Source organism: Thiomonas sp. FB-6 (assembly GCF_000377645.1).
GTDB lineage: Bacteria > Pseudomonadota > Gammaproteobacteria > Burkholderiales > Burkholderiaceae_C > Thiomonas_A.
In genome coordinates this window covers 35,480-56,902 of sequence record NZ_KB898482.1, presented here as the reverse complement: position 1 = coordinate 56,902, position 21,423 = coordinate 35,480, and the positions used below count along the sequence as shown (strand labels likewise).

The 21,423-nt window shown below is 70.2% G+C and carries 23 protein-coding genes; 17 read left to right on the top strand and 6 right to left on the bottom strand.

Annotation, left to right across the window (positions count from 1 at the left end; all coding sequences use genetic code 11):
• The first annotated feature begins 39 nt into the window (after positions 1 to 39).
• From D466_RS23335 to D466_RS23935, 3 genes are all read left to right on the top strand, one after another.
• Positions 40 to 1,614: a methyl-accepting chemotaxis protein gene (locus D466_RS23335; RefSeq protein WP_156004212.1), complete on the top strand. Its 1,575-nt coding sequence runs from the start codon at positions 40 to 42 to the stop codon at positions 1,612 to 1,614.
• Between the two features lie 62 nt (positions 1,615 to 1,676).
• Positions 1,677 to 1,889, top strand: a complete 213-nt coding sequence (locus D466_RS0111195; protein ID WP_018913806.1) for a ChaB family protein — start codon at positions 1,677 to 1,679, stop codon at positions 1,887 to 1,889.
• A gap of 126 nt (positions 1,890 to 2,015) precedes the next feature.
• Positions 2,016 to 2,819: a hypothetical protein gene (locus D466_RS23935; RefSeq protein WP_156004210.1), complete on the top strand. Its 804-nt coding sequence runs from the start codon at positions 2,016 to 2,018 to the stop codon at positions 2,817 to 2,819.
• Between the two features lie 224 nt (positions 2,820 to 3,043).
• Here D466_RS23935 and D466_RS0111190 read toward each other — a convergent pair whose 3' ends face one another.
• The 4 genes from D466_RS0111190 to D466_RS0111175 form a co-directional block, all read right to left on the bottom strand.
• Entirely contained in the window at positions 3,044 to 4,381 is a 1,338-nt protein-coding gene (locus D466_RS0111190; protein WP_018913805.1) for a class I SAM-dependent methyltransferase, read from the bottom strand.
• A 236-nt stretch (positions 4,382 to 4,617) separates the two neighbouring features.
• On the bottom strand, positions 4,618 to 5,082 hold the full coding sequence (locus D466_RS0111185; protein ID WP_018913804.1) for a CBS domain-containing protein: 465 nt from the start codon (positions 5,080 to 5,082) through the stop codon (positions 4,618 to 4,620).
• Between the two features lie 12 nt (positions 5,083 to 5,094).
• On the bottom strand, positions 5,095 to 5,766 hold the full coding sequence (locus D466_RS0111180) for a phosphoribosyltransferase (RefSeq protein WP_018913803.1): 672 nt from the start codon (positions 5,764 to 5,766) through the stop codon (positions 5,095 to 5,097).
• An 82-nt stretch (positions 5,767 to 5,848) separates the two neighbouring features.
• Positions 5,849 to 6,496, bottom strand: coding sequence for a DUF1345 domain-containing protein (locus tag D466_RS0111175; RefSeq protein ID WP_018913802.1), 648 nt, complete (start codon positions 6,494 to 6,496; stop codon positions 5,849 to 5,851).
• Between the two features lie 202 nt (positions 6,497 to 6,698).
• Between D466_RS0111175 and argB the strand changes: the two genes are divergently transcribed.
• The 8 genes from argB to D466_RS0111135 all read left to right on the top strand — a co-directional run bounded on the left by argB (position 6,699) and on the right by D466_RS0111135 (position 16,256).
• The gene (gene argB / locus D466_RS0111170) at positions 6,699 to 7,604 is read left to right on the top strand and encodes an acetylglutamate kinase (protein ID WP_018913801.1); all 906 of its coding nucleotides are present in this window, start codon (positions 6,699 to 6,701) and stop codon (positions 7,602 to 7,604) included.
• Between the two features lie 2 nt (positions 7,605 to 7,606).
• Positions 7,607 to 8,374 (top strand): pyrimidine 5'-nucleotidase, encoded by a 768-nt coding sequence (locus tag D466_RS0111165; RefSeq protein WP_018913800.1) that lies wholly within the window; start codon positions 7,607 to 7,609, stop codon positions 8,372 to 8,374.
• Between the two features lie 78 nt (positions 8,375 to 8,452).
• Complete coding sequence (slmA, locus tag D466_RS21495) at positions 8,453 to 9,073, top strand: nucleoid occlusion factor SlmA (protein ID WP_018913799.1); 621 nt, start codon at positions 8,453 to 8,455, stop codon at positions 9,071 to 9,073.
• Positions 9,074 to 9,339: 266 nt separating this feature from the next.
• Positions 9,340 to 9,921, top strand: a complete 582-nt coding sequence (locus tag D466_RS0111155) for a TetR/AcrR family transcriptional regulator (protein ID WP_018913798.1) — start codon at positions 9,340 to 9,342, stop codon at positions 9,919 to 9,921.
• A 41-nt stretch (positions 9,922 to 9,962) separates the two neighbouring features.
• A complete protein-coding gene (locus D466_RS0111150; RefSeq protein WP_018913797.1) occupies positions 9,963 to 11,759 on the top strand; it encodes an acyl-CoA dehydrogenase C-terminal domain-containing protein in 1,797 nt (598 codons plus the stop codon).
• A gap of 58 nt (positions 11,760 to 11,817) precedes the next feature.
• A complete protein-coding gene (locus tag D466_RS0111145) occupies positions 11,818 to 14,214 on the top strand; it encodes a 3-hydroxyacyl-CoA dehydrogenase/enoyl-CoA hydratase family protein (protein WP_018913796.1) in 2,397 nt (798 codons plus the stop codon).
• A 44-nt stretch (positions 14,215 to 14,258) separates the two neighbouring features.
• Positions 14,259 to 15,488 carry an acetyl-CoA C-acyltransferase gene (locus D466_RS0111140; RefSeq protein WP_018913795.1) on the top strand — a complete coding sequence of 410 codons (1,230 nt, stop codon included), beginning with the start codon at positions 14,259 to 14,261 and terminating at the stop codon, positions 15,486 to 15,488.
• Between the two features lie 3 nt (positions 15,489 to 15,491).
• Positions 15,492 to 16,256 (top strand): enoyl-CoA hydratase, encoded by a 765-nt coding sequence (locus D466_RS0111135; protein ID WP_018913794.1) that lies wholly within the window; start codon positions 15,492 to 15,494, stop codon positions 16,254 to 16,256.
• On the opposite strand, the gene D466_RS0111130 is transcribed toward D466_RS0111135, so the two are convergent.
• Complete coding sequence (locus D466_RS0111130; protein ID WP_018913793.1) at positions 16,257 to 16,727, bottom strand: tRNA (cytidine(34)-2'-O)-methyltransferase; 471 nt, start codon at positions 16,725 to 16,727, stop codon at positions 16,257 to 16,259. It abuts the gene before it with no gap.
• A 14-nt stretch (positions 16,728 to 16,741) separates the two neighbouring features.
• Positions 16,742 to 17,452, bottom strand: coding sequence for a ComF family protein (locus D466_RS0111125; protein WP_018913792.1), 711 nt, complete (start codon positions 17,450 to 17,452; stop codon positions 16,742 to 16,744).
• Positions 17,453 to 17,609: 157 nt separating this feature from the next.
• On the opposite strand from D466_RS0111125, the gene D466_RS0111120 reads away from it, so the two are divergent.
• From D466_RS0111120 to D466_RS0111095, 6 genes are all read left to right on the top strand, one after another.
• Positions 17,610 to 18,512: a methyltransferase domain-containing protein gene (locus D466_RS0111120; protein ID WP_026285163.1), complete on the top strand. Its 903-nt coding sequence runs from the start codon at positions 17,610 to 17,612 to the stop codon at positions 18,510 to 18,512.
• 224 nt (positions 18,513 to 18,736) lie between these two features.
• Positions 18,737 to 19,222 carry a DUF2244 domain-containing protein gene (locus tag D466_RS0111115; protein ID WP_196803466.1) on the top strand — a complete coding sequence of 162 codons (486 nt, stop codon included), beginning with the start codon at positions 18,737 to 18,739 and terminating at the stop codon, positions 19,220 to 19,222.
• 30 nt (positions 19,223 to 19,252) lie between these two features.
• Positions 19,253 to 20,101 carry a cytochrome c oxidase subunit II gene (gene coxB / locus D466_RS0111110; protein WP_018913789.1) on the top strand — a complete coding sequence of 283 codons (849 nt, stop codon included), beginning with the start codon at positions 19,253 to 19,255 and terminating at the stop codon, positions 20,099 to 20,101.
• Between the two features lie 39 nt (positions 20,102 to 20,140).
• Entirely contained in the window at positions 20,141 to 20,254 is a 114-nt protein-coding gene (locus tag D466_RS24790; protein ID WP_018913788.1) for a cytochrome oxidase small assembly protein, read from the top strand.
• A 40-nt stretch (positions 20,255 to 20,294) separates the two neighbouring features.
• Complete coding sequence (locus tag D466_RS0111100; protein WP_018913787.1) at positions 20,295 to 20,489, top strand: DUF2970 domain-containing protein; 195 nt, start codon at positions 20,295 to 20,297, stop codon at positions 20,487 to 20,489.
• Between the two features lie 16 nt (positions 20,490 to 20,505).
• The gene (locus D466_RS0111095; RefSeq protein ID WP_026285162.1) at positions 20,506 to 21,363 is read left to right on the top strand and encodes a cytochrome c oxidase subunit 3; all 858 of its coding nucleotides are present in this window, start codon (positions 20,506 to 20,508) and stop codon (positions 21,361 to 21,363) included.
• Positions 21,364 to 21,423: the final 60 nt, after the last annotated feature.

Here is a 21,423-nt window from a genome sequence, read left to right as displayed (position 1 = left end):
AGTCTTCGTGATCCCGGCCGCGTGCCAGCCTCGACTGCCATGTACAGGAACTTGAAGATCCGCACCAAATTGCTCGTCGCCAGCGGCGGCATGTCCTTGCTGTTCCTGGTTGCGCTGGGCGTGAGCCTGGCCGGCATGAGCCAGGTGCGCGCCGCCTTCGGCGACTACATCCGCAACGAGGTCGCCTACGGGCAGGCCTTGCAGACCATGTATGCGCAGGGCCTGCAAAGCGGACAGGCCCTGCGCAACATCGTTCTCGACCCCGCCAACCGCAAGGCCTACGCCAACCTGCGGGCCGGCCAGGCCAGGTTCGCCGACGCGCTGGCGCGGGCGCGCGAACTGGCGCGCGCGGATGCGCAGCGCAGCGGCGTGCTCGTGCGGGTCGCCGCCTCGCACGCCATGGACCTGGGCCTGACCGCCCAGGTGGTCGCGCTGGCCGCCACGCAGCAGGCGCAGGCGGTACAACTTCTCAACGCGAAGGAGACGCCCGCGTGGCGCGACACCCGCGCCCGGCTGCTGGGCCTGATGCACGACCAGCAGCAGGTCAACGCGCAGGTATTGCATCGCGTGGACGGCGCGTCGCGGCGCGCGTGGAGCGTCGGCGCGGGTGCCGGCGCAGCGGCCTTGCTGCTGGGCCTGGGCCTGACCCTGCTGCTGGTGCGTGCGATCACGCGCCCGCTGGCCCAGGCGGTGCAGGTGGCGGGCCGCGTCGCCGCCGGCGACCTCACGGTACGCGTGGCCGCGGGCGCGCGCGACGAGACGGGGCAACTGCTGAGCGCGCTGGGCGCCATGGTCGACAGCCTGACCCAGACCATCGACTCCGTGCGGGCCGGCGCGAACCAGCTCTCGGCCGCTTCCGCCCAGGTGTCCAGCACCTCGCAGTCGCTGTCGCAGGGGGCCTCCGAACAGGCGGCGTCGATCGAGCAGACCTCGGCCACGCTGGAGCAATCGGCGGCCTCTGTGCGGCAAAGCGCCGACAACGCCCGCGTGACGGCCGGCATCGCGCAGCTGGCCGCGCAGCAGGCGCGCGACGGGGGCGACGCGGTGCAGCGCACGGTGGCCGACATGCAGGCCATCGCCGAGCGCATCGGCATCGTCGACGACATCGCCTACCAGACCAACATGCTGGCGCTGAACGCGGCCATCGAGGCAGCGCGCGCCGGCGAACACGGCAAGGGCTTCGCGGTGGTGGCCGCCGAGGTGCGCAAGCTGGCCGAGCGCGCGCAGGTGGCCGCGCGCGAGATCGGCGAACTCGCCGGCGGCTCGGTGCGCCAGGCGACCGGCGCCGGCGAGTTGCTGCAACAAATGGTGCCGGCAATTCTCAAGACCTCCGAGCTGGTGCAGGAGATCCATGCCGCCAGCGACGAACAGGCGCTGGGCATCGGGCAGATCAACCAGGCGGTGGCCCAGGTCAGCGCCGCCACCCAGCAAAGCGCCTCCGCCTCGGAGCAACTGGCCGCCACGGCCGAGCAGATGAGCGCGCAGGCCGCCGGCCTGCAGCAGGCGATGGCCCGCTTCAGGCTGCAGCAAGGCCAGGCCGATTCGTTCGCGGCCTCCACATCCTCCCTGCGCGCGACCGGGATTCCTCTTGTCCCGGCGCTGCGCGAGGGCTAGCATCGTAACCACTTGTTTCATCGGGCGGCTGCTCCGCCGCGGCCGGCGTGCCGGAGTGCGCGATGCCCTACGCCAGCAACCAGGAACTCCCCGCCGCGGTGCGCGAGCACCTTCCTCGCCATGCGCAGGACATTTTTCGCGAGGCCTTCAACTCGGCCTTCGACGAGTACGCCGACCGCGGCGAGCAGCGCGAGACCCTGGCCTTCAGGGTGGCCTGGGCCGCGGTCAAGAGAAGCTACCGCAAGCACGGCGACGACTGGCACGCCAAGCACTGAACAGCCCTCGTACGACTTTTGCAATCGCGCGAGGCAGCCCGGTGATCATGGTCAAAAGATTCTTGAGTGGCGAGAAGGGATGCATGCGTCCTAGTCTCCCTGCAACACCATTCAGGAGTTGGCGCCATGTTCAAGATTTCAAGGCTATTGCTGGTCGCAACTTCCTGTGCTGCGGCGCAGGCTTTTGCCGGCGAATTCGACACGGGTCTTGAACGTGATGGTTATAAATTGACCAGAAGCCCTCCGCTTGTCGAACTTATTCGGGGCGCGGTCCTTCAATCCGATGGGAGTATGGTCTTCCGGCCAGGAACGCATAGCCCGGTTGCAAATCGTTATCACGCAGAGCTTTGCGAATCATACGGGGGTGTTGACAATACCGATCTATACGAAGTTCGCTTCAAGGGCGTGGTCGGGGATGGTTTCAGCTGCGAATTTTCCGATCCTCGATCCGCACGCGGTTTCAGGACGCGACAACAGCCACCGTTCCCTCCGGGAAATCCCGTTGACCCGGAGGGGCGGTTGCTTCGGTGGGTACCGATTCATCCAGCATCAACTTCGTTTGTCCCGGATTCCGAGCAAAGCTCCGACCTGGGGCTCCGAAAGCCTTCGGAGCCGCTGACCTCTCCACTGATCATTGAGCCGCATGCGGCGCAGGGGGATGTTGCAAAAGGAGTTCTATACTACCCATCAAGTTATGTTGATTATTATAATATATCCGAGGAGGCGCAATATAGTGTGGAGTCGATCGTGTACGAGGCTGGTGTGTGCAAATGGAATGAAGGGGGGCTCATGAAGCCTGCTTCGTATAGGTCCATAAGTTATGCAGTAGCCTGTATGGCTGGGTTCAACCAAGCCGTCAAGTCAGGAATAACTGGTTGTCATGGCTCGGCTTGCAATGCCGATGAGCAGTGGGTTGTGCATCAGAATTGATGAGTAATGAAGCCTCAAGAAATTGCAGGGTCGACCCAAAATCCCCCAACCCCCAAGGGGGTTAGGTGGGACCGGCGGCTGTGCCTGCGCAAAGCCACTCACGCGCCAAATCCGGGCAGCCTGCTGGGTGCGAGGTGGAACGGAGCGGCCATGGCTCTGCTCAGGGGCCTCGAGATTGCTTGAGCGTCGATGCGCTCAACGAGCAATCTGAAAGGTGGCCTTCGTCAGAAGCCTGAAACAGGCACCTCGGCCTGGCGCTCGGCCGGTGCGGCCGCGGCGGGGCGGGTGTACATGTAGTCGCGGCGGAAGGGGTAGTCGCTTTGCGCGGCGCGGATGCGCGGGCTGTCCTCGCCGCGGCTCTCCACTACGCCGTTGGGGCGCGAGCCCAGGATCTGGAACAGCGAGATCCAGCCCTGCTCGAAGCCCATGGCCGAGCCCGCCAGGTACAGGCGGTAGGCCCGCAGCACGCGGTCGGCGTGATCGCCCAGCACGCGCCGGGCTTCGTCCAGCTGCGACTCCAGCGCGTCCACCCAGCACCACAGCGTGCGCGCGTAGTGGGGGCGCAGGCATTCGGTGTCAAGCGGTTCGAGCCCGCCGCGGGCCAGCGTGTCCATCATCACGCCGACGTGCACCAGCTGGCCGCCGGGGAAGATGTACTTCTCGATGAAATCCCCCATGCCTCCGGCGAGCTGCGGATTGTCGGTGCCGCCGGCGGTGATGCCGTGGTTGAGCACCAGGCCGCCCGGGCGCAGCAGGCTGCGGATCTTGGAGAAATACAGCGGCAGGTTGGGGCGCCCGACATGCTCGACCATGCCCACCGAGGCCACCTTGTCGAAGGGCTGCGATTCGTCGACGTCGCGGTAGTCCTGCAACAGCATGCGCACGCGCCCCTGCAGGCCCTTGCGCTCGATCAGCTGGTTCACGTAGGCGTGCTGGTTGCGCGACAGCGTGATGCCGGTGGCGTCCACCCCGTAATGCTCGGCCGCCCACAGCAGCAGTCCGCCCCAGCCCGCGCCGATGTCGATGAAGCGTTCGCCCGGTTGCAGGCGCAGCTTGCGGCAGATGTGATCCAGCTTGGCCTCCTGCGCCTGCGCCAGGCTCATCGAATCCTCGGCGAAATAGGCGCAGGAATACACCCGCCGCGGATCCAGCCACAGCGCGTAGAAGTCGTCGCTGATGTCGTAGTGGTGCTGGATCTGCGAGGCGTCGCGCGTGCGGCTGTGATGGGTGCGCTCCCACAGCCCGCGGCGCAAGTGCTGCACCCAGCGCGAAAGCGGGGCCTGCTCGGCCGCCGTCGGGTCGCTGCCCAGCAGCGCCGGCGCCGCGGTCATCAGGTCGCGCAGGCGCCCCTCGATCTCCAGGCGGCCTTCCACGTAGTCCTCCGCCAGCCGCCCGATCGCGCCTTGCGCGAGGTGCATCAGCGTGCGCATGTCGCGCACGATCAGGCGCAGCCTGGCCTCGGCGGGCCCGATGCGCCGGCCTCCGGGAAGTTGCACGGCACACGAGAGCGGGAGCGCGGCCAGGCGCTGTTCGGCGGGCTGCAGCAGGCGATTGGAAAGCATGGCGAGGGGTCTCCGTACGGGCATACCACGGACGACCACGCACGTCGGCTCCTGGCGGCGCGCTGGTCGTCCGGCCACACGCCACGGCCGCGGACGTCGCCCGCCATCGTGCTTCGCAGCGCACTACACATGGGCGCTGCCCGATCGACGGCGACGCACGGGACCAGCCGAGTGTAGGCCAGGCTTGGAAATCCTGCCGGAGCTCGCCGGGCCCCGGCCTCGGGGATGCCGCGCCCTCAGGGATGCAAGGCCGACTGCACGCTTCCGGAACGTTCGCGCTGCTGGCCGCTGCGCACGATGCTGGCCAGCAGCACCCAGTCACGCACCATCGCCTCGATCACGTCGTCCAGCGACACCACGCCCACCACCGCGTCGCCCGCGCCCATCACGGCCAGGCGGCGCACGCCGTGGGTGAACATGGCCTGCATCGCGTCGACGAGGTCGTCGTTCTCGCCCACCGAGGCCACGCCGGTGCTCATGACCTCGGCCACCAGCGTGGAGCGCGGCGCCGAGCCGGCCGCCACCGCCTTGAGCACGATGTCACGGTCGGTGACGATACCCAGCAGGCGGTTGTCCGGGGCGCCGTCGGTGACGATCAGCGCGCCCACGTGCTGGTGCAGCATCTGCTGCGCGGCTTCCTGCAGATTGCGGTCCTGCGGGATGTGCACGGTTCCTCGGGTGAAGATGTCCTGTACTCGCATGAGATTCTCCTTTCATGGGGCGACAGGCCCGGGGCGGCCGGCCGCGGACCGCACCAGCAGCTCGCGGACCTCGTCGTCGCTGGTCTGCCCGAAATCCTGATAGAAGCGTCCGACGCCCCCAAGGTTCCATGGGCGCGCAAGGGTCACCACCTCGGCCTCGGCCAGGCCCGGCTCCAGCAGCGTCTGCGCGGCGGCCACCGGCACGGCGACCACGATGCGCGCGGGCTGCGCGCGGCGCAGCACGTCCAGCGCGGCGCGCATCGAGGCGCCGGTGGCGATGCCGTCGTCGACCAGCACCACGCAGCGCCCGCGCAGGCGCGGTGCCGGCCGATCGCCGCGGTAGGCCGCCTCGCGGCGCTGCAATTCGAGGCGTTCGCGCTGCACCACGGCGTCCAGCGCCTCCTGGCTCACGTGGCCCTCGACGATCAGCTCGGGGTTGAGTTCCAGCACACCGCCGGCGCCGATCGCGCCCATCGCGAGTTCGGGCTGCTGCGGCAATCCCAGCTTGCGCACGACCAGCACGTCGAGTTCGGCGCCGAGCTTGCGCGCCACCTCGAAGGCCACCGGCACGCCGCCGCGCGGCAGGCCCAGCACCAGCAGGTCGGGCGTGCCGGCCAGGGTCTGCAGCGCGCCGCCCAGCGCGCGGCCCGCGTCGCGGCGGTCGGCGAATGAGGGATCGGACATGCCTGGGCCTCCTCGCGGCACCCGGCGGGCGCCTGCATGAAGCCTAGGAAGCGCTCGGCAGGGCGTCCTTGACCCAAGTCAGCTACAGCGCGCCCGCGACCACGTTGACCGTCAGGGCCAGGATGAACACGTTGAAGAAAAAGGCCGCCACGCTGTGCAGCAGCACGATGTGCCGCACGCCTCGGCCGGCGATGTTCACGTCCGAGGTCTGGAAGGTCATGCTCAGTACGACCGAGAAATACACATAGTCCCAGTAGTCGGGCGCGGCGTCGTCGGGAAAGCGCAGCGCCGGGCGTCCGTGCGCGCGCTCCAGGTGGTCCGCGTGCGCGTAGGCCTGCGCGAACACCACGCTGAAGAACAGCCAGGACAGCACGATGCTCGCGGCGGCCAGCGGCAGGTCGCCCGCGTGCCCGCCGTGCCCGGAGTGCAACTCCAGGCGCAGCGCGAGCAGCACCACGCCGGAGGCCAGCAGCGAGAACACCAGCACGCCCCAGCGGCCCTGCAGCTGGCGCTCGGCGCGGCGCGCCAGCGCCTGCGGCGCACTGTGGCCCATCATCCAGCCGATGGAGCCGAGGTAGACGGCGCTGGCCAGGTCGAAAGCCAGCAGCAGCGCGCGCGCCGGGCCCAGGCGCGTCTGCAGCGCGGCGGCCAGGGCCAGCGCGAGCAGCGTGGAGGCGCTCAGGCGCGGGTGGCGCAGGGCGGTCAGCAGGGGGCGAGGGGCGCGGGACATCGTGCGGGGCCAGGGTCGCAGCCAGTGTACAGAGCCGCCCGCGGGGCGCCCCGCGTCGCCCGTGCGGCGCCCCGCGCGGGCAGGACCCGGCCCGCCCTGGCGGTTGTCCCTAGAATTTGCCCTGTCCAGGGGGGCATCGACCCGCGGCCCACCCGCAAGCCCGCCTTCCGCCCACCCTCATTTCCTGCCCACGCCTTCCGCCATGACCGAAGCCGCCGTACCCGACCTGGCCCACATCTCCCCGCGCGACAAGGCGGAGATCCTCGCCCAGGCGTTGCCCTACATTCGCAAGTTTCACGGCAAGACCCTGGTGATCAAGTATGGCGGCAACGCCATGACCGACCCGGCGCTGCAGCAGGACTTCGCCGAGGACGTGGTGCTGCTCAAGCTGGTGGGCATGAATCCGGTGGTCGTGCACGGCGGCGGCCCGCAGATCGACGAGGCGCTGGCCAAGATCGGCAAGAAGGGCACCTTCATCCAGGGCATGCGCGTGACCGACGCGGAAACCATGGAGGTGGTCGAGTGGGTGCTGGCCGGCCAGGTCCAGCAGGACATCGTGGGTCTGATCAATTTCGCCGGCGGCAAGGCGGTGGGGCTGACAGGGCGCGACGGCGGCATGATCCGCGCGCGCAAGCTGCGCATGCGCGACCGCGCCAATCCCGAGGTGGAACACGACGTGGGCCAGGTGGGGGAGATCGAGTCCATCGACCCGGCGGTGGTCAAGGCGCTGCAGGACGACCAGTTCATCCCGGTGATCTCGCCGCTGGGCTTCGGCGAGGACAACGAGAACTTCAACATCAACGCCGACGTCGTGGCCGGCAAGCTGGCCGAGGTGCTCAAGGCCGAGAAACTGGTGCTGCTGACCAACACGCCCGGGGTGTTGAACAAGGCCGGTGAACTGCTCACCGACCTGTCGGCGCGCGAGATCGACGAGATGTTCGCCGACGGCAGTATCTCCGGCGGCATGCTGCCGAAGATCTCCTCGGCGCTGGATGCGGCCCGTTCGGGCGTGAACTCGGTGCACATCATCGACGGGCGCATCCCCCACGCGATGCTGCTGGAGATCCTGACCGAGCAGGCCTTCGGCACCATGATCCGCTCGCATTGACCATGCGCGGCAGTCACGCCGAGGCGCCGCGCCGCACGGTGTGGCTGTTCGACATGGACGACACCCTGCACGATGCCTCGTGGCAGGTGTTCCCGCGCATGAACCTGGAGATGACCGCCTACATCCAGCGGCATCTGCAGGTGGACGAGCAGCGTGCCGACGAGTTGCGCCGGCATTTCTGGCTGCGATACGGCGCCACGCTGCTGGGCCTGATGCACGAGCACGGGGTGCGCGCCGAGCATTTCCTGGAGGAGACCCACCGCTTCTCCGACCTGGCGCGCCTGCTGCGCGCGGATGCGGCGCAGCGCGCCGCGCTGCGCCGCCTGCCCGGGCGCAAGTACGTGCTCACCAACGCGCCGCGCGCCTACGCGCTGCGGGTGCTGGGCGCCTTCGACATGCTGCGCGAATTCGACGGCGTGATCGCGGTCGAGGACATGCGGCAGTTCGGCAAGCTGCGCCCCAAGCCCGATGCGCGCATGCTGCGCCACGTGCTGCGCCGCCTGGGCCTGCGTCCGGCCCAGTGCGTGCTGGTCGAGGACACCCTGGGGCACTTGCGCTCGGCGCGCGCGCTGGGGCTGCGCGGCGTGTGGTTCACGCGCTATGCGCACCGCGCCGCGCGCCGGCAGGCGGGGGCGGCGGCCGCGTCGGCTTCGGCGCAGGCGCCGCGCCTGCACCGTGCCGGGCGCCACGGCCGGCCGGGCTACGTGAGTGCCCGCACCTCGAGTCTGTGGCAGTTGCCGCGCCTGGTTCCGGGCGGGCCGCGGATCTGAGCTCGCGGGCCTGATGCGGCGGGTCCGCCGCCGGCGCCGCCGGGGCGCGGTGCGCGCGCGTGCGAGAATCGGCCCACCATGTCCGAGCCCGTCGAAGCTCCCGCCCCTGCCGATACCCCCGCTGCGCTGCGGCGCCGCCCGGCGCCGGGGCAGCGGCGCGAGCAGATCCTGCAATGCCTGGCGGGCATGCTCGAGGACGCGCCCGCCGAGCGCGTGACCACGGCAGCGCTGGCCGCGCGCCTGCAGGTGTCGGAAGCGGCGCTGTACCGGCATTTCGCGAGCAAGGCGCAGATGTTCGAGGCGCTGATCGAATTCATCGAGGGCAGCCTGTTCGGACTGATCGCCCAGATCGAGGCGCAGCAGCCTTCCGGGCTGGTGCAGGCGGCGCGCATGGTGCAGGCCCTGCTGGCCTTCGCCGAGCGCAACCCCGGGCTGAACCGCGTGCTCACCGGTGATGCGCTGGTGGGCGAGAACGCGCGCCTGCGCGAGCGCGTGCAGCGCCTGTTCACGCGATTCGAGGCCTCGGTGCGCCAGAGCCTGAAGGTGGCGCAGCAGCAAGGCGGCGTGGCACCCGGCTTCGATCCCGCCGAGCGCGCGCGCTGGCTGCTGACCTACGCCAGCGGAAGCCTGGCGCTGCGCGGGCGCGGTGCCGGCGCAGCGGGCGCGGACGAGGGCGCGCTGCTGGCCTTGCTGGGCTGATCCCGGCCCGCCGTCCCCGCCGGTTCGGGGGGGGCGGGCCCGCCTTCCGGCTGCTTGCGCGAATTCGCGATTGACAAAGCCCGCGAAATCAGAAATAGTACGACCGTTCGTTTTCTTCCAGGCGCCCAGCAGGCGCAGCGACCGTGTCGACATCCCGCAGGGCTCTTGCTTCCCCTTCCGATTCCTCCCCCGAGGCCGCCGCGCTCGCCGAGCCGGCCGGCAAGGGGCGGCAGACCCGCCGCGCGATTCTCGACTGCGCCTTGCAGATGGCTGGGCGCATCGGGCTGGAGGGCCTGTCCATCGGCGTGCTGGCCGACCGCATGCACATGAGCAAGTCGGGGGTGTTCGCGCACTTCGGCTCGCGCGAGGAGATGCAGATCTCGGTCATCCGGCATTACCACGAGATGTTCGAGGCGGCGGTGTTCCAGCCGGCGCTGGAACGGCCTCGGGGCTTGCCGCGCCTGCATTCCATGTTTCATCGCTGGCTGCAGCAGGTCAGCCTGGAGGTGGAGACGGGCTGCATCTACATCTCGGGCGCCGTCGAGTTCGACGACCGGCCGGGGCCGGTGCGCGACGCGCTGGTGCTGATGGTGCAGACCTGGCAGTCCGCGTTGCGCCGTGCCATCGAGCAGGCGGTGCAGGCCGGACACCTGCGCGAGGACACGCCCGTGCAGCAGGTTCTGTTCGAACTGCACGGCCTGATCCTGGCGCTGCACCACGACGCGCGCCTGCTGCAGATTCCCGATTGCGCCGAGCTGGTGCGCAGCGCCTACCTGCGCGTGCTGGCGCCGTGGACCACGCCGGCCGGAGTCCAGCTGCTGCAGGCCTTGCAGGCCGAGTCCGTCTGATTCTCTTTCCGATCATCCCTTTCGCCCCCAGGAGTTTCGCCATGCCCCGCTACACCCCGCCGTTGCGCGACATGCAATTCGTGATGCACGAAGTGCTGGAGGTCGTGCCGGCCCTGCGCGAGCTTCCCGCGCACGCCGACCTCGATGCCGAACTCATCGACCAGGTCTGCGAGGAGGCCGGCAAGTTCTGCTCCGACGTGCTGTTCCCGCTGAACCTCAGCGGCGACGTCGAAGGCTGCCGCTACGACGCCGCCACGCACGCGGTGAGCACGCCCGAGGGTTACCGCGAGGCCTGGCAGCAGTACGTCGAGGCCGGCTGGCCGCTGCTGACCGCCGCGCCCGAGTACGGCGGCCAGGGCCTGCCCCATCTGGTGGGCAGCGCGGTGCACGAGATGGAGAACGCCGCCAACCAGGCCTGGACCATGTACCCGGGCCTGACCCAGGGCGTGGCCGAACTGCTGGGAACCCACGGCAGCCAGCAGCAGAAGGAGCTGTACCTGCCGCGCCTGGCCGCCGGCCAGTGGACCGGCACCATGTGCCTGACCGAGCCGCATTGCGGCACCGACCTCGGGCTGATCCGCACCAAGGCCGCGCCGCAGGCCGACGGCTCGTACCTGCTGTCGGGCCAGAAGATCTTCATCTCCAGCGGCGAACACGACCTGGCCTCCAACATCGTGCACATGGTGCTGGCCAAGCTGCCCGACGCGCCCGAGGGCTCCAAGGGCATCTCGCTGTTCGTGGTGCCCAAGTTCCTGCCCGACGCCTCCGGCGAGCCGGGCGAGCGCAACGGCATCTTCTGCTCGGGCATCGAGCACAAGATGGGCATCCACGGCAACGCCACCTGCCAGATGACCCTGGACGGCGCCCGGGGCTGGCTGGTGGGCGAGCCCAACAAGGGCCTGCCGGCGATGTTCGTGATGATGAACGGCGCGCGCCTGGGCGTGGGCATGCAGTCCCTGGGCCTGACCGAGGTGGCCTACCAGAACGCGCTGGACTACGCGCGCGACCGCCTGCAGATGCGCTCGCTCAGCGGCCCGAAGGCGCCGCAGCAGGCTGCCGACCCCATCCTCGTGCACCCCGACGTGCGGCGCATGCTGCTGACGGCGCGTGCCTGGGCCGAGGGCGGCCGCTTCCTCGCCTACTGGGTGGCGCTGATGCTGGACCAGTCGCAGCAGCATCCGGACGCCGAGGTGCGCAAGGACGCCGACGACCTGGTGGCGCTGCTCACGCCCATCGTGAAGGCCTTCATCACCGACAATGGCTTCTCGGCCACCAATGAATGCCTGCAGGTGTTCGGCGGGCACGGCTACATCCGCGAATGGGGCATGGAGCAGTACGTGCGCGACGCCCGCATCAACCTGATCTACGAAGGCACCAACACCATCCAGGCGCTGGACCTGATCGGGCGCAAGGTGCTGATGGACGGCGGCGCCCGGCTGAAGAAGTTCGGACGCATCGTGCGCGACTTCGTCGAGGCCGAAGGCGTGGTCGAGTCCATGCAGGAATTCGTCAACCCGCTGGCCGACCTGGCCGAGAAGGTGCAGAAGCTCACCATGGAGCTGGGCATGAAGGCCATGACCGACCGCGAGCAGGTCGGCGCCGCGGCCACGCCCTACCTGCGCGTGCTCGGCCACCTGGTGTTCGCCTACGCCTTCGCGCGCATGGCCAAGGTGGCGCAGCGCCGGCTGGCCGAGAACGCCGGCGACGGCTTCTACCAGGCCAAGCTGCAGACCGCCCGTTTCTACTTTGCCCGCCTGCTGCCGGAGACGGCCACGGCGATCCGCCAGGCGCGCAGCGGCTCGGCGGTGCTGATGGACACCGACGCGGTGTTCGCCTGAGCCGGCGCCGCGCCCCTTGTTCCCCTCTTGCCAACGCCCGTCCGAGGGCCTACCCACCATGAGCCAGAACTTTCCCGTCCGCCAGGTCGCCGTGCTCGGCGCCGGCGTCATGGGCGCGCAGATCGCCGCCCACTGCGTCAATGCCCGCGTGCCGGTCATCCTGTTCGACCTGCCGGCCAAGGAAGGCCCGAAGAACGGCATCGCCGAGCGCGCCGTCGCCAACCTGAAGAAACTCAGCCCGGCGCCGCTGGGCCTGGCGCAGGAGGCCGAACTCATCCGCTGCGCCAACTACGACGACGACCTGGCGCTGCTGGCGGGTTGCGACCTGGTGATCGAGGCCATCGCCGAGCGCATGGACTGGAAGCACGACCTGTACCGCAAGGTCACGCCCCACCTGGCCCCTTCGGCGCTGTTCGCCACCAACACCTCGGGCCTGTCGATCACGCGCCTGGGCGAGGGCTTCGACGAGGCCCTGCGCCAGCGCTTCTGCGGCGTGCACTTCTTCAACCCGCCGCGCTACATGCCGCTGGTGGAACTGATCCCCACCGCGCACACGCGCCCCGAGGTGCTCGACCGCCTGGAGAGCTTTCTCACCACCACGCTGGGCAAGAGCGTGGTGCGCGCGCTGGACACCCCCAATTTCGTCGCCAACCGCGTGGGTGTGTTCTCCATCCTGGCGGTGATGCATGAAGCCGAGCGCTTCGGCCTGAGCTTCGACGTGGTCGACGACCTCACCGGCTCCAAGCTGGGCCGCGCCAAGAGCGCCACCTTCCGCACCGCCGACGTCGTGGGCCTGGACACCATGGCCCACGTCATCGGCACCATGCGCGACACCCTGCCGGTGGACAAGGACCCCTTCGCCGCGCTGTATGCCACGCCCAAGGTGCTGGCGCAGCTGGTCGAGCGCGGCGCGCTGGGCCAGAAGAGCGGCGCCGGCTTCTACAAGAAGTCGGGCAAGGACATCCTGCGCCTGGACCCGGCCGCAGGCGAGTACGTGCCCGGCGGCGGCAAGGCCGAGGAGATCGTCGCGCGCATGCTCAAGAAGCCGGCGGCCGAGCGCTTCGAGCTGCTGCGCAATTCCAGCAACCCGCAGGCGCAGTTCCTATGGAGCATCTTCCGCGACGTGTGGCACTACATCGCGCTGCACCTGGGCGACATCGCCGACAACGCGCGCGACCTCGATTTCGCCATCCGCTGGGGCTTCGGCTGGAACGAGGGCCCCTTCGAGACCTGGCAGGCGGCGGGCTGGAAGCGCATCGCCGGCTGGATCGCCGAGGACATCGCGGCCGGCAAGGCGCTGTGCGCGGCCCCGCTGCCCGACTGGGTGCAGCGCATCGACGCCGTGCACACCCCGGAAGGTTCGTGGTCGGCCTCGCAGGGCTGCTACAAGCCGCGGCGCGAGCTGCCGGTGATGCGCCGGCAGCTGTTCGGCCAGAGCGTGCTGGGAGAGGCCGCGCCGGACGCCAGGACCGGCGGCGCCACGGTGTTCGAGGACGAGTCCATCCGCCTGTGGACGGCGCCCGGCGCCGACGACGTGCTGGTGGCCAGTTTCAAGACCAAGATGAATACCCTGGGCCCGGGCGTGGTCGCCGGGCTGAACCGCGCCGTCGAGCTGGCCGAGGCCTCCTACCGCGGCCTCGTGGTGTGGCAGACGGGTGAGCCCTTCAGCGCCGGCGCCGACCTGCAGGCCATGTTGCCGGCCTTCATGAGCGGCGGGGCCAAGGCCATCGAGCCGGAAGAGAAGAAGCTGCAGGACCTGGTGCTGCGCCTGCGCTATGCCCAGGTTCCGGTGATCGCCGCGGTGCGCGGCATGGCGCTGGGCGGAGGCTGCGAGCTGGCGGTGCACGCGGCGCGCCGCGTGGTTGCGCTGGAGAGCTACATGGGCCTGGTCGAGGTGGGCGTGGGCCTGATCCCCGGCGGCGGGGGCCTGTGCTTCCTGGCGCGCCGCGCCGCCGAACTGGCGCAGGCTGCCGGGGCCGACGCGGACCCGATGGTGTTCCTCAAGGGCCTGTACATGCAGCCGGCCACCGCCGCGGTGTCCAAGTCGGCCATCGAGGCGCGGCGCATGGGCTGGCTGCGCGACGACGACCTCGTCGTGCTGCACAAGGACGAGCTGCTGTTCGTGGCCGTCGAGCAGGCGCGCTCCATGGCCGCCTCGGGCTGGCGCCCGCCGGTGCCGGCGCTGATCCCGGTGGCCGGGCGCAGCGCCATCGCCACCATCCGCGGCCAGCTGGCCAACATGCGCGACGGCGGCCAGATCAGCGCGCACGACGAGCTGCTGGGCCGCATGATCGCCGAGGTGGTGTGCGGCGGCGACGTCGACCCCGGCACGCGCGTGGACGAGGCCTGGCTGATGCGCCTGGAGCGCGAGCGCTTCTGCCGCCTGCTGGAACACCCCAAGACCCAGGAACGCATCATGAGCCTGCTGCAGGCCGGCAAGCCGGTGCGCAACTGAGCCAGCGCGCCACGCAACCCCCCACCGAATTCCCGGAGAACATCATGTCCAAACAAGTGCAGGACGCCTACATCGTCGCGGCGGCGCGCACCCCGATCGGCCGCTCGCATCGCGGCGTGTTCCGCAACACGCGCCCGGACGACCTGCTGATCCGCGCCGTGCAGGCGGCGCTGGCGCAGGTGCCGAACCTGGATCCGAAGGCCATCGAGGACGCCGTCATCGGCTGCGCGATGCCCGAGGGCGAACAGGGCCTGAACATGGCGCGCAGCGCGATGCTGCTGGCCGGCCTGCCCGACAGCGTGGGCGGGGTCACGGTCAACCGTTTCTGCGCCTCCGGGCTGACGGCTATCCAGATGGCCGCCGACCGCATCCGCGTGGGCGAGGCCGAGGTCATGCTGGCCGGCGGCGCCGAGAGCATGAGCATGGTGCCGATGACCGGCAACAAGCCCTCGTTCAACCCGCGCATCTTCGAGCGCGACGAGAACATCGGCATCGCCTACGGCATGGGCCTGACCGCCGAGAAGGTGGCGCAGCGCTGGAAGGTCTCGCGCGAGCGCCAGGACGAGTTCGCGCTGCAAAGCCACCAGCGCGCGCTGGCGGCGATCGCCGCCGGCGAATTCGCCGACGAGATCGCAGCGATGGAGGTGATCGACCGCGGCGCCGACCTCGCCTCGGGCACCGTGCGCGAGATCCGGCGCAGCATCGGCGTCGACGAGGGCCCGCGCGCCGACACCTCGCTGGCCGCGCTGGGCAAGTTGCGCCCGGTGTTCGCAGCGCCCAAGGACCCCACCGGCAAGGCCACCGGGCTGGGCACGGTGACCGCCGGCAACAGCTCGCAGACCTCCGACGGCGCCGGCGCCTTGCTGCTGGCCTCCGAATCGGCGATCAAGCGCTTCGGGCTGCAGCCGCTGGCGCGTTTCGTAGGCTTCGCCTCGCGCGGCGTGCCGCCGGAGATCATGGGCATCGGCCCGATCGAGGCCATTCCCGCCGCGCTGAAGGTGGCCGGGCTGAAGCTCGACGACATGGGCTGGATCGAACTCAACGAGGCCTTCGCGGCGCAGTCGCTGGCGGTGATCGACACCTGCGGGCTGGACCCGGCCCGGGTCAACCCGCTGGGCGGCGCCATCGCGCTGGGCCACCCGCTGGGTGCCACCGGGGCCATCCGCGCCTGCACCACCCTGTACGGCATGCGCCGGCGCCAGCTCAAGTACGGCATGGTCACCATGTGCGTGGGCACGGGGCAGGGCGCCGCCGGCATTTTCGAGCGGGTCTGAGCCATGGAGCCGATCCTCGCCTTGCGCGAATCCGGGGTGCTGACGCTGACCTTCAACCGGGTCGAGAAGAAAAACGCCATCACCCAGGAGATGTACGCGCTGCTGCACCGCGAACTGCAGTCGGCGCAGGCCGACGAGGCGGTGCGCGTGGTGGTGCTGCAGGGCCAGCAGGACCTGTTCACCTCGGGCAACGACGTCACCGAGTTCCTGCAGCGCCCGCCGGGAGGCCTGGACACCCCGGTGTTCGACTTCCTGCGTTCGCTGGCGGATTTCCCCAAGCCGGTGATCGCGGCGGTGGGCGGGCCCGCGGTGGGCATCGGCACCACGCTGCTGCTGCACTGCGACCTCGTCTACGCCGGCGACAACGCGCTGTTCTCGCTGCCCTTCGTGAACCTCGGCCTGTCGCCGGAGGCCGCCTCCAGCCTGTTGCTGCCGCTGCGCGTGGGGCCCGCCGCGGCCGCCGAGATGCTGATGTTCGGCGAGCCCTTCGGGGCCGACGACGCGCTCGCGGTGGGCCTGATCAACCGCGTGCTGCCGCCGGAGGGACTGCGCGACTACGCGCAGGCCCAGGCGCGCAAGCTGGCGGCCAAGCCCTCGGCCTCGCTGGCGCTGACCAAGCAGTTGCTGCGCAAGGGCCAGCGCGAGCTGGTGCACGCGGCCATGGCCGACGAGGCCTGGCATTTCGCGCGCATGCTGCAGGGCCCGGCGGCCAAGGAGGCCTTCAGCGCCTTCCTGGCCAAGCGCAAGCCGGATTTCTCCAAGCTCTGATCAGACCGCGCCTTCCCAGCCGTTCTGGCGCCAGGCCTCGAACACGGACACCGCCACCGCGTTGGACAGGTTCAGGCTGCGCTGGCCCGCGCGCATGGGCAGGCGCACCCGCCGCGCCGGCTCGAAATCGCCCAGCACCGGCTCGGGCAGGCCGCGGGTCTCGGCGCCGAACACCAGCCAGTCGCCGCGCGCCAGGCGGGCGTGCTGCAGGGGCTGCGCGCCGCGGGTGGTGAAGGCCCACATCGCGCCGCCCTCGGCCAGCGCCCGCGCGCGCAGGGCCGGCCAGTCCTCGTGCACCTGCAGGCGGGTCCACTCGTGGTAGTCCAGCCCGGCGCGGCGCATGCGCGCGTCGTCGAGCTCGAAGCCCAGCGGGCGCACCAGGTGCAGCGAACAGCCGGTGTTGGCGGCCAGCCGGATGACATTGCCGGTATTCGGGGGAATCTCCGGATGCACGAGCACGATGTGGAACATGATGGGCGGCTAGCCTAGCAGCCGGGGCCCCCCGGCCCGGGTGCAGGGGTGCGCAGCAGCACCGCCACGCGCACGTCCCCGGCGCCGGCGCGCAGCAGCGCGCGGGCCGCATGCTCGGCGGTGTTGCCGCTGGTCATCACGTCGTCCACCAGCAGCACTCGCGCGCCGCGCGGCAGCGGCGCAGCGGCGAAGGCGCCGCGCACGTTGGCCGCGCGCCGCTGCCCCGCCAGCGCGCTTTGCGCCGGGCCCTCGCGCCGGCGCTGCAGCAGCCGGCAGTCGCAGGGCCAGCCCAGTTCCGCGGCCAGGCCGCGCGCCAGCTCCCAGGCCTGGTTGTAGCCTCGCTGCCGCAGGCGCGCGGGGCCGAGTGGAACCGGCAGCACGCAGCGCGCCGGCCCCCAGCCCGGGCGCTCGGCGCGCAGGCATTGGCCCAGCAGCCTGCCCAGCCATCGCGCCAGCGCCGCATCGTCGCCGAACTTGCACTGCGCGACCAGGCGGTCCCAGGGCGCCGCGTAGTCGCTCCACGCCAGCGTGCCGGCGAAGCAGGGCAGGCGCAGCGCGCAGGCGCCGCAGGCGGCGACCGGGCCGTGCAGCGCCAGCGCGCAACGCGGGCAGCGCCAGCGAGCCGGGCGCTCGCACTGGCAGGCGCTGCAAAGGGGCGCGCGGCTGGGCAGCCCGCACAGGCGGCAGCGGCCCTCGGGCAGCAGCGCCCGCAGCAGCCCGCCCAAGGGGTTTCGCGGGGGCGTCGGCGGCTGCGCGTACATCACGCTATAGTGCTCGGCTTCGCCCCGCCGTGCCCGGCGCGCGCCGCAAGTCCTTGCGTGCGCCGCGGGACTTCCACGCGGCGAATCCACGCCGCCGCGACCGCCTAGCGCCATGCCCCCGATGCCGCCGCCTCCCGTCAGCGCCAGTGCCGGCGTGCGTTTCGCGCGCGACCGCCTGGCCGGCCGTGGCGTGCCCTTCCTGTGGAGCGAGGCGGCGCGGCGCATGGCCGAGCGCCTGCCGCTGCTGCGCCTGCGCCCCGAGCTGGCGCTGGACCTGGGCTGCGGCTGGGGCGACGGCCTGGCCCTGCTGCGCGCGCAGTACCCGCAGGCCCGGCTGCTCGGCGTGGAACCCTCGCCGCGGCTGGCCGAGCAGGCGCGCCGCCGGCACGGCGGCGGCTGGCTGCGGCGCCTGCGCGGCGGCGGGCCCACCGAGGTGCAGCAGGGCGACCTGCAGGCGCCCCCCGTGGCACAGGGGTCGGCGCAGCTGCTGTGGTCGAACCTGGCGCTGGGCTGGGCTGCCGATCCGGCCGCGCTGTTCGCGGCCTGGAACCGGGCCTTGCGCCCGGACGGCGTGCTGATGTTCACCACCTTCGGCCCCGACACCTTGCGCGAACTGCGCGACGCCGAGGTGGCCGCGCTCGGCGCCGGGGCGCCGCCGTGGCCGGACATGCACGACCTGGGCGACCTGCTGGTGGAGCAGGGCTTCGCCTCGCCGGTCATGGACATGGAAGTGCTGCGCCTGCGTTGGGCCGACGCCGACGCCGCGCTGCGCGAACTGGCGCAGCTCGGCCGCGCGCCCCACGCCGCCGCGCGGCCGGGCCTGCGCACGCCGCGCCACTGGCGCCGGCTGCTCGAACTGTTGCGCGCACGCGCCGCGGCCAGCGGGCACGGCCAGGTGGAGCTGAGTTTCGAGCTGGTCTACGGCCACGCCTTCAAGCCCGCCACCAGCCGCGCCGAGGCCGGGGTGGCCAGCATCGGGCTGGAGCAGATCGGCGGGCGCGGCCGTTCCCGCTCCCCGGGCTGAGCCCGCGGGGCCGGCCGGGCGTCCAGGATGCGCGCTGGAGCAGCATTCGTGTCCGGGCATGTTGACCCGACGCAAAATGCCCGCCGATGGGGCGCCGCGCATCGTCGCGCCCCGGGGGCATCCCTATAATGTGGCGGTTCAGGCCCGGGAACACCTGCGGCCCCAGAATTCGTGAACCGGCGGCACGCCACGGCGCGTGCGGCCCTGGAGACAGGACACCCGACATGTCTGCGCAGTGGATGGATACCTTCGATTTCCGTGCGCCGGAGGATTCCGGTCGTGCGCAGGTCTGGGTGTCCCGCCGCAACTGCTCGATCAGTCCGCGCCAGCTGCTGGGGTTCTTCGTGTCGCTGAGCCTGCTTTCCCTGCTGGTGGCGGGCATGTGCTGGGTGAGCGGAGCCAAGCTGGTGACGCCGTTCACCCTGCTGGAATTGCTGGCCATGGCCGGCGCGCTGCTGGCCTATGCCCGCCACGCGGCCGACCGGGAACGCGTGGAATTCGGGCCGGAGCGCGTGGTCGTGGAATGGGAATGCGCCGGGCGCGTGGAGCGCCTCGAGCTGCCGACCCGCCAGACCCGCATCCTGCTGCACGACAACGGCCTGATCGTGTTCAAGGCGGGGCAGGCGCAGGCCTTCGCCGGACGCTACACGCGGGCCGAGCGCCGCGAGAAGCTGGCGCGCGAACTGCGGCGCGCGTTGATTGCGGCCTGAGTGAAATCTTTCCATAAGGTGACATCGAAGATGAAACTGAAGCACTATGCGACCCTGGCTTCGGCCTTGTTCGTCTCCACGGCGTTCGCCGCGAAGAGCCTGCCCGGGGGGCCGCAGGTCAACGGGATCGACTTCCAGCAGCCCGTCACCAGCATCGCCTTCGACCAGCGCTGGCTGAACTACATGGTCATGCTGATCTGCCTGGCCATCGGCGTGCTGGTGTTCGGCGTCATGTTCTATTCGGTGTTCAAGCACCGCAAGTCCAAGGGCGCGGTGCCTGCCAAGTTCCACGAGAGCACCACCGTCGAGGTGATCTGGACGGTCATTCCGCTGATCATCGTGATCGCGATGGTGATCCCGGCCACCAAGGTGGTGCTCGCGCAGGAGGACGTCGGACACTCCTTCATGACCGTCAAGGTCACCGGCTACCAGTGGAAGTGGAGCTACGACTACCTCGACGGCCCGGGCAAGGGCATTTCCTTCTACTCCACGCTGACCACGCCGATGGCCGAGGTCTACGGCAAGGAAGCCAAGCCCGACAACTACCTGCTGCAGGTGGACCATCCGCTGGTGGTGCCGGTGAACGAGAAGGTGCGCATCCTGACCACCTCGGCCGACGTGCTGCACGGCTGGTACGTGCCGGCCTTCGGCGTGCAGATGGACGCCATCCCCGGCGCCACGCGCGAGACCTGGTTCAAGGCGGAGAAGCCCGGGACCTACTACGGCCAGTGCGCGCAGATCTGCGGCAAGGGCCACGCTTTCATGCCCATCGTGGTCAAGGTGCTCCCGCTGGATCAATACCAGGCCTGGGTGCAGTCCACGCAGGCCGAGTTGAAGAAGGACGGCGGCTCCTTCCCGCCCTCCGGCGCGGTCAGCTGATCGCCACGGCTCCGGCGCCTCTCCCGATCCCCGACCATCATGTCCCGACTTCCCGCCGACAAGCGTCGCAGCAACCTGCGCCTGGCTCTGATCACGCTGAGCATCGCCGTCGTGCTGCTCGTCGGGTTCATCCTGCGCTGGACCCTGCTGTGACGCGGCGCCGGCACGGACAAGGCTGAATCCCTCGCGCACCATGGGCTCCTTTCTCAGCGCTTTCCGCGCCATCTTCTGGGCCTTCCTGGGTGTGCGCAAGTCGGCGGACCGGGAGCGCGATTTCGCGAACCTGAACATCGTCCATATCGTCATCGCAGGCTTGATCGCTGCCGCATTGTTCGTCGGCCTGCTGATGACCATCGTGCACTGGGTCATTTCCAACCCTCACTCCTAACGTCGAGGAAGACAATATGTCGTCATCCAGCCAACCCTCGGGTTATTTCATTCCGAGTCCATCACCCTTCCCGGTGATGGCGGCCACCTGCCTGGTGGCGATGGCCTTCGGCGCCGGCCTGTGGTTCAACGACGTGCCGCATGCGCAGTGGCTGCTGCTCGTGGGCCTGCTGGGCTTTCTGACCACGCTGTACAAGTGGTTCGGCCGCGCCATCGCCGAAAGCGAAGGCGGCATGCACAACCAGGCGGTGGATTCGTCCTTCCGCTGGAGCATGAGCTGGTTCATTTTCTCGGAGGTGATGTTCTTCGCCTCCTTCTTCGGCGCGCTGTACTACGCGCGGGTGTGGGCGCTGCCCGACCTGGCCGCGCTGCACAACCAGGTGCTGTGGCCGCACTTCCAGGCGGCCTGGCCCAGCGTCGGCCCCGGTGGGCTGATCCCGGCGGTGCAGGCGATGGACCCGTGGCCCATCCCCACCATCAACACCGCGCTGCTGCTGAGCTCCGGCCTGACCCTGACCATCTCCCACCACGCAGTCCGCGCCGATCACCGCGGCAAGGCCATCTTCTGGCTGGCGCTGACCATCGCGCTGGGCGTGCTGTTCCTGTTCTTGCAGGGCTTCGAGTACCACCACGCGTACACCGAGATGGGCCTGAAGCTGAGCTCGGGCATCTACGGCGCGACCTTTTTCATGCTCACCGGGTTCCACGGTTTCCACGTGTTCCTGGGCGCGACCATGCTGTCGGTCGTGCTGTACCGCATGATCCGCGGCGATTTCAAGGCCGATCACCACTTCGCCTTCGAAGGCGCCGCTTGGTACTGGCACTTCGTCGACGTGGTGTGGCTGCTGCTGTACGTGCTGGTGTACTGGCTGTGATGCACCGCGGCGCCGCGCCGCGTGTGCGGCGCCGCCCCGCGAGCGGCGGCCTCCCGGCCG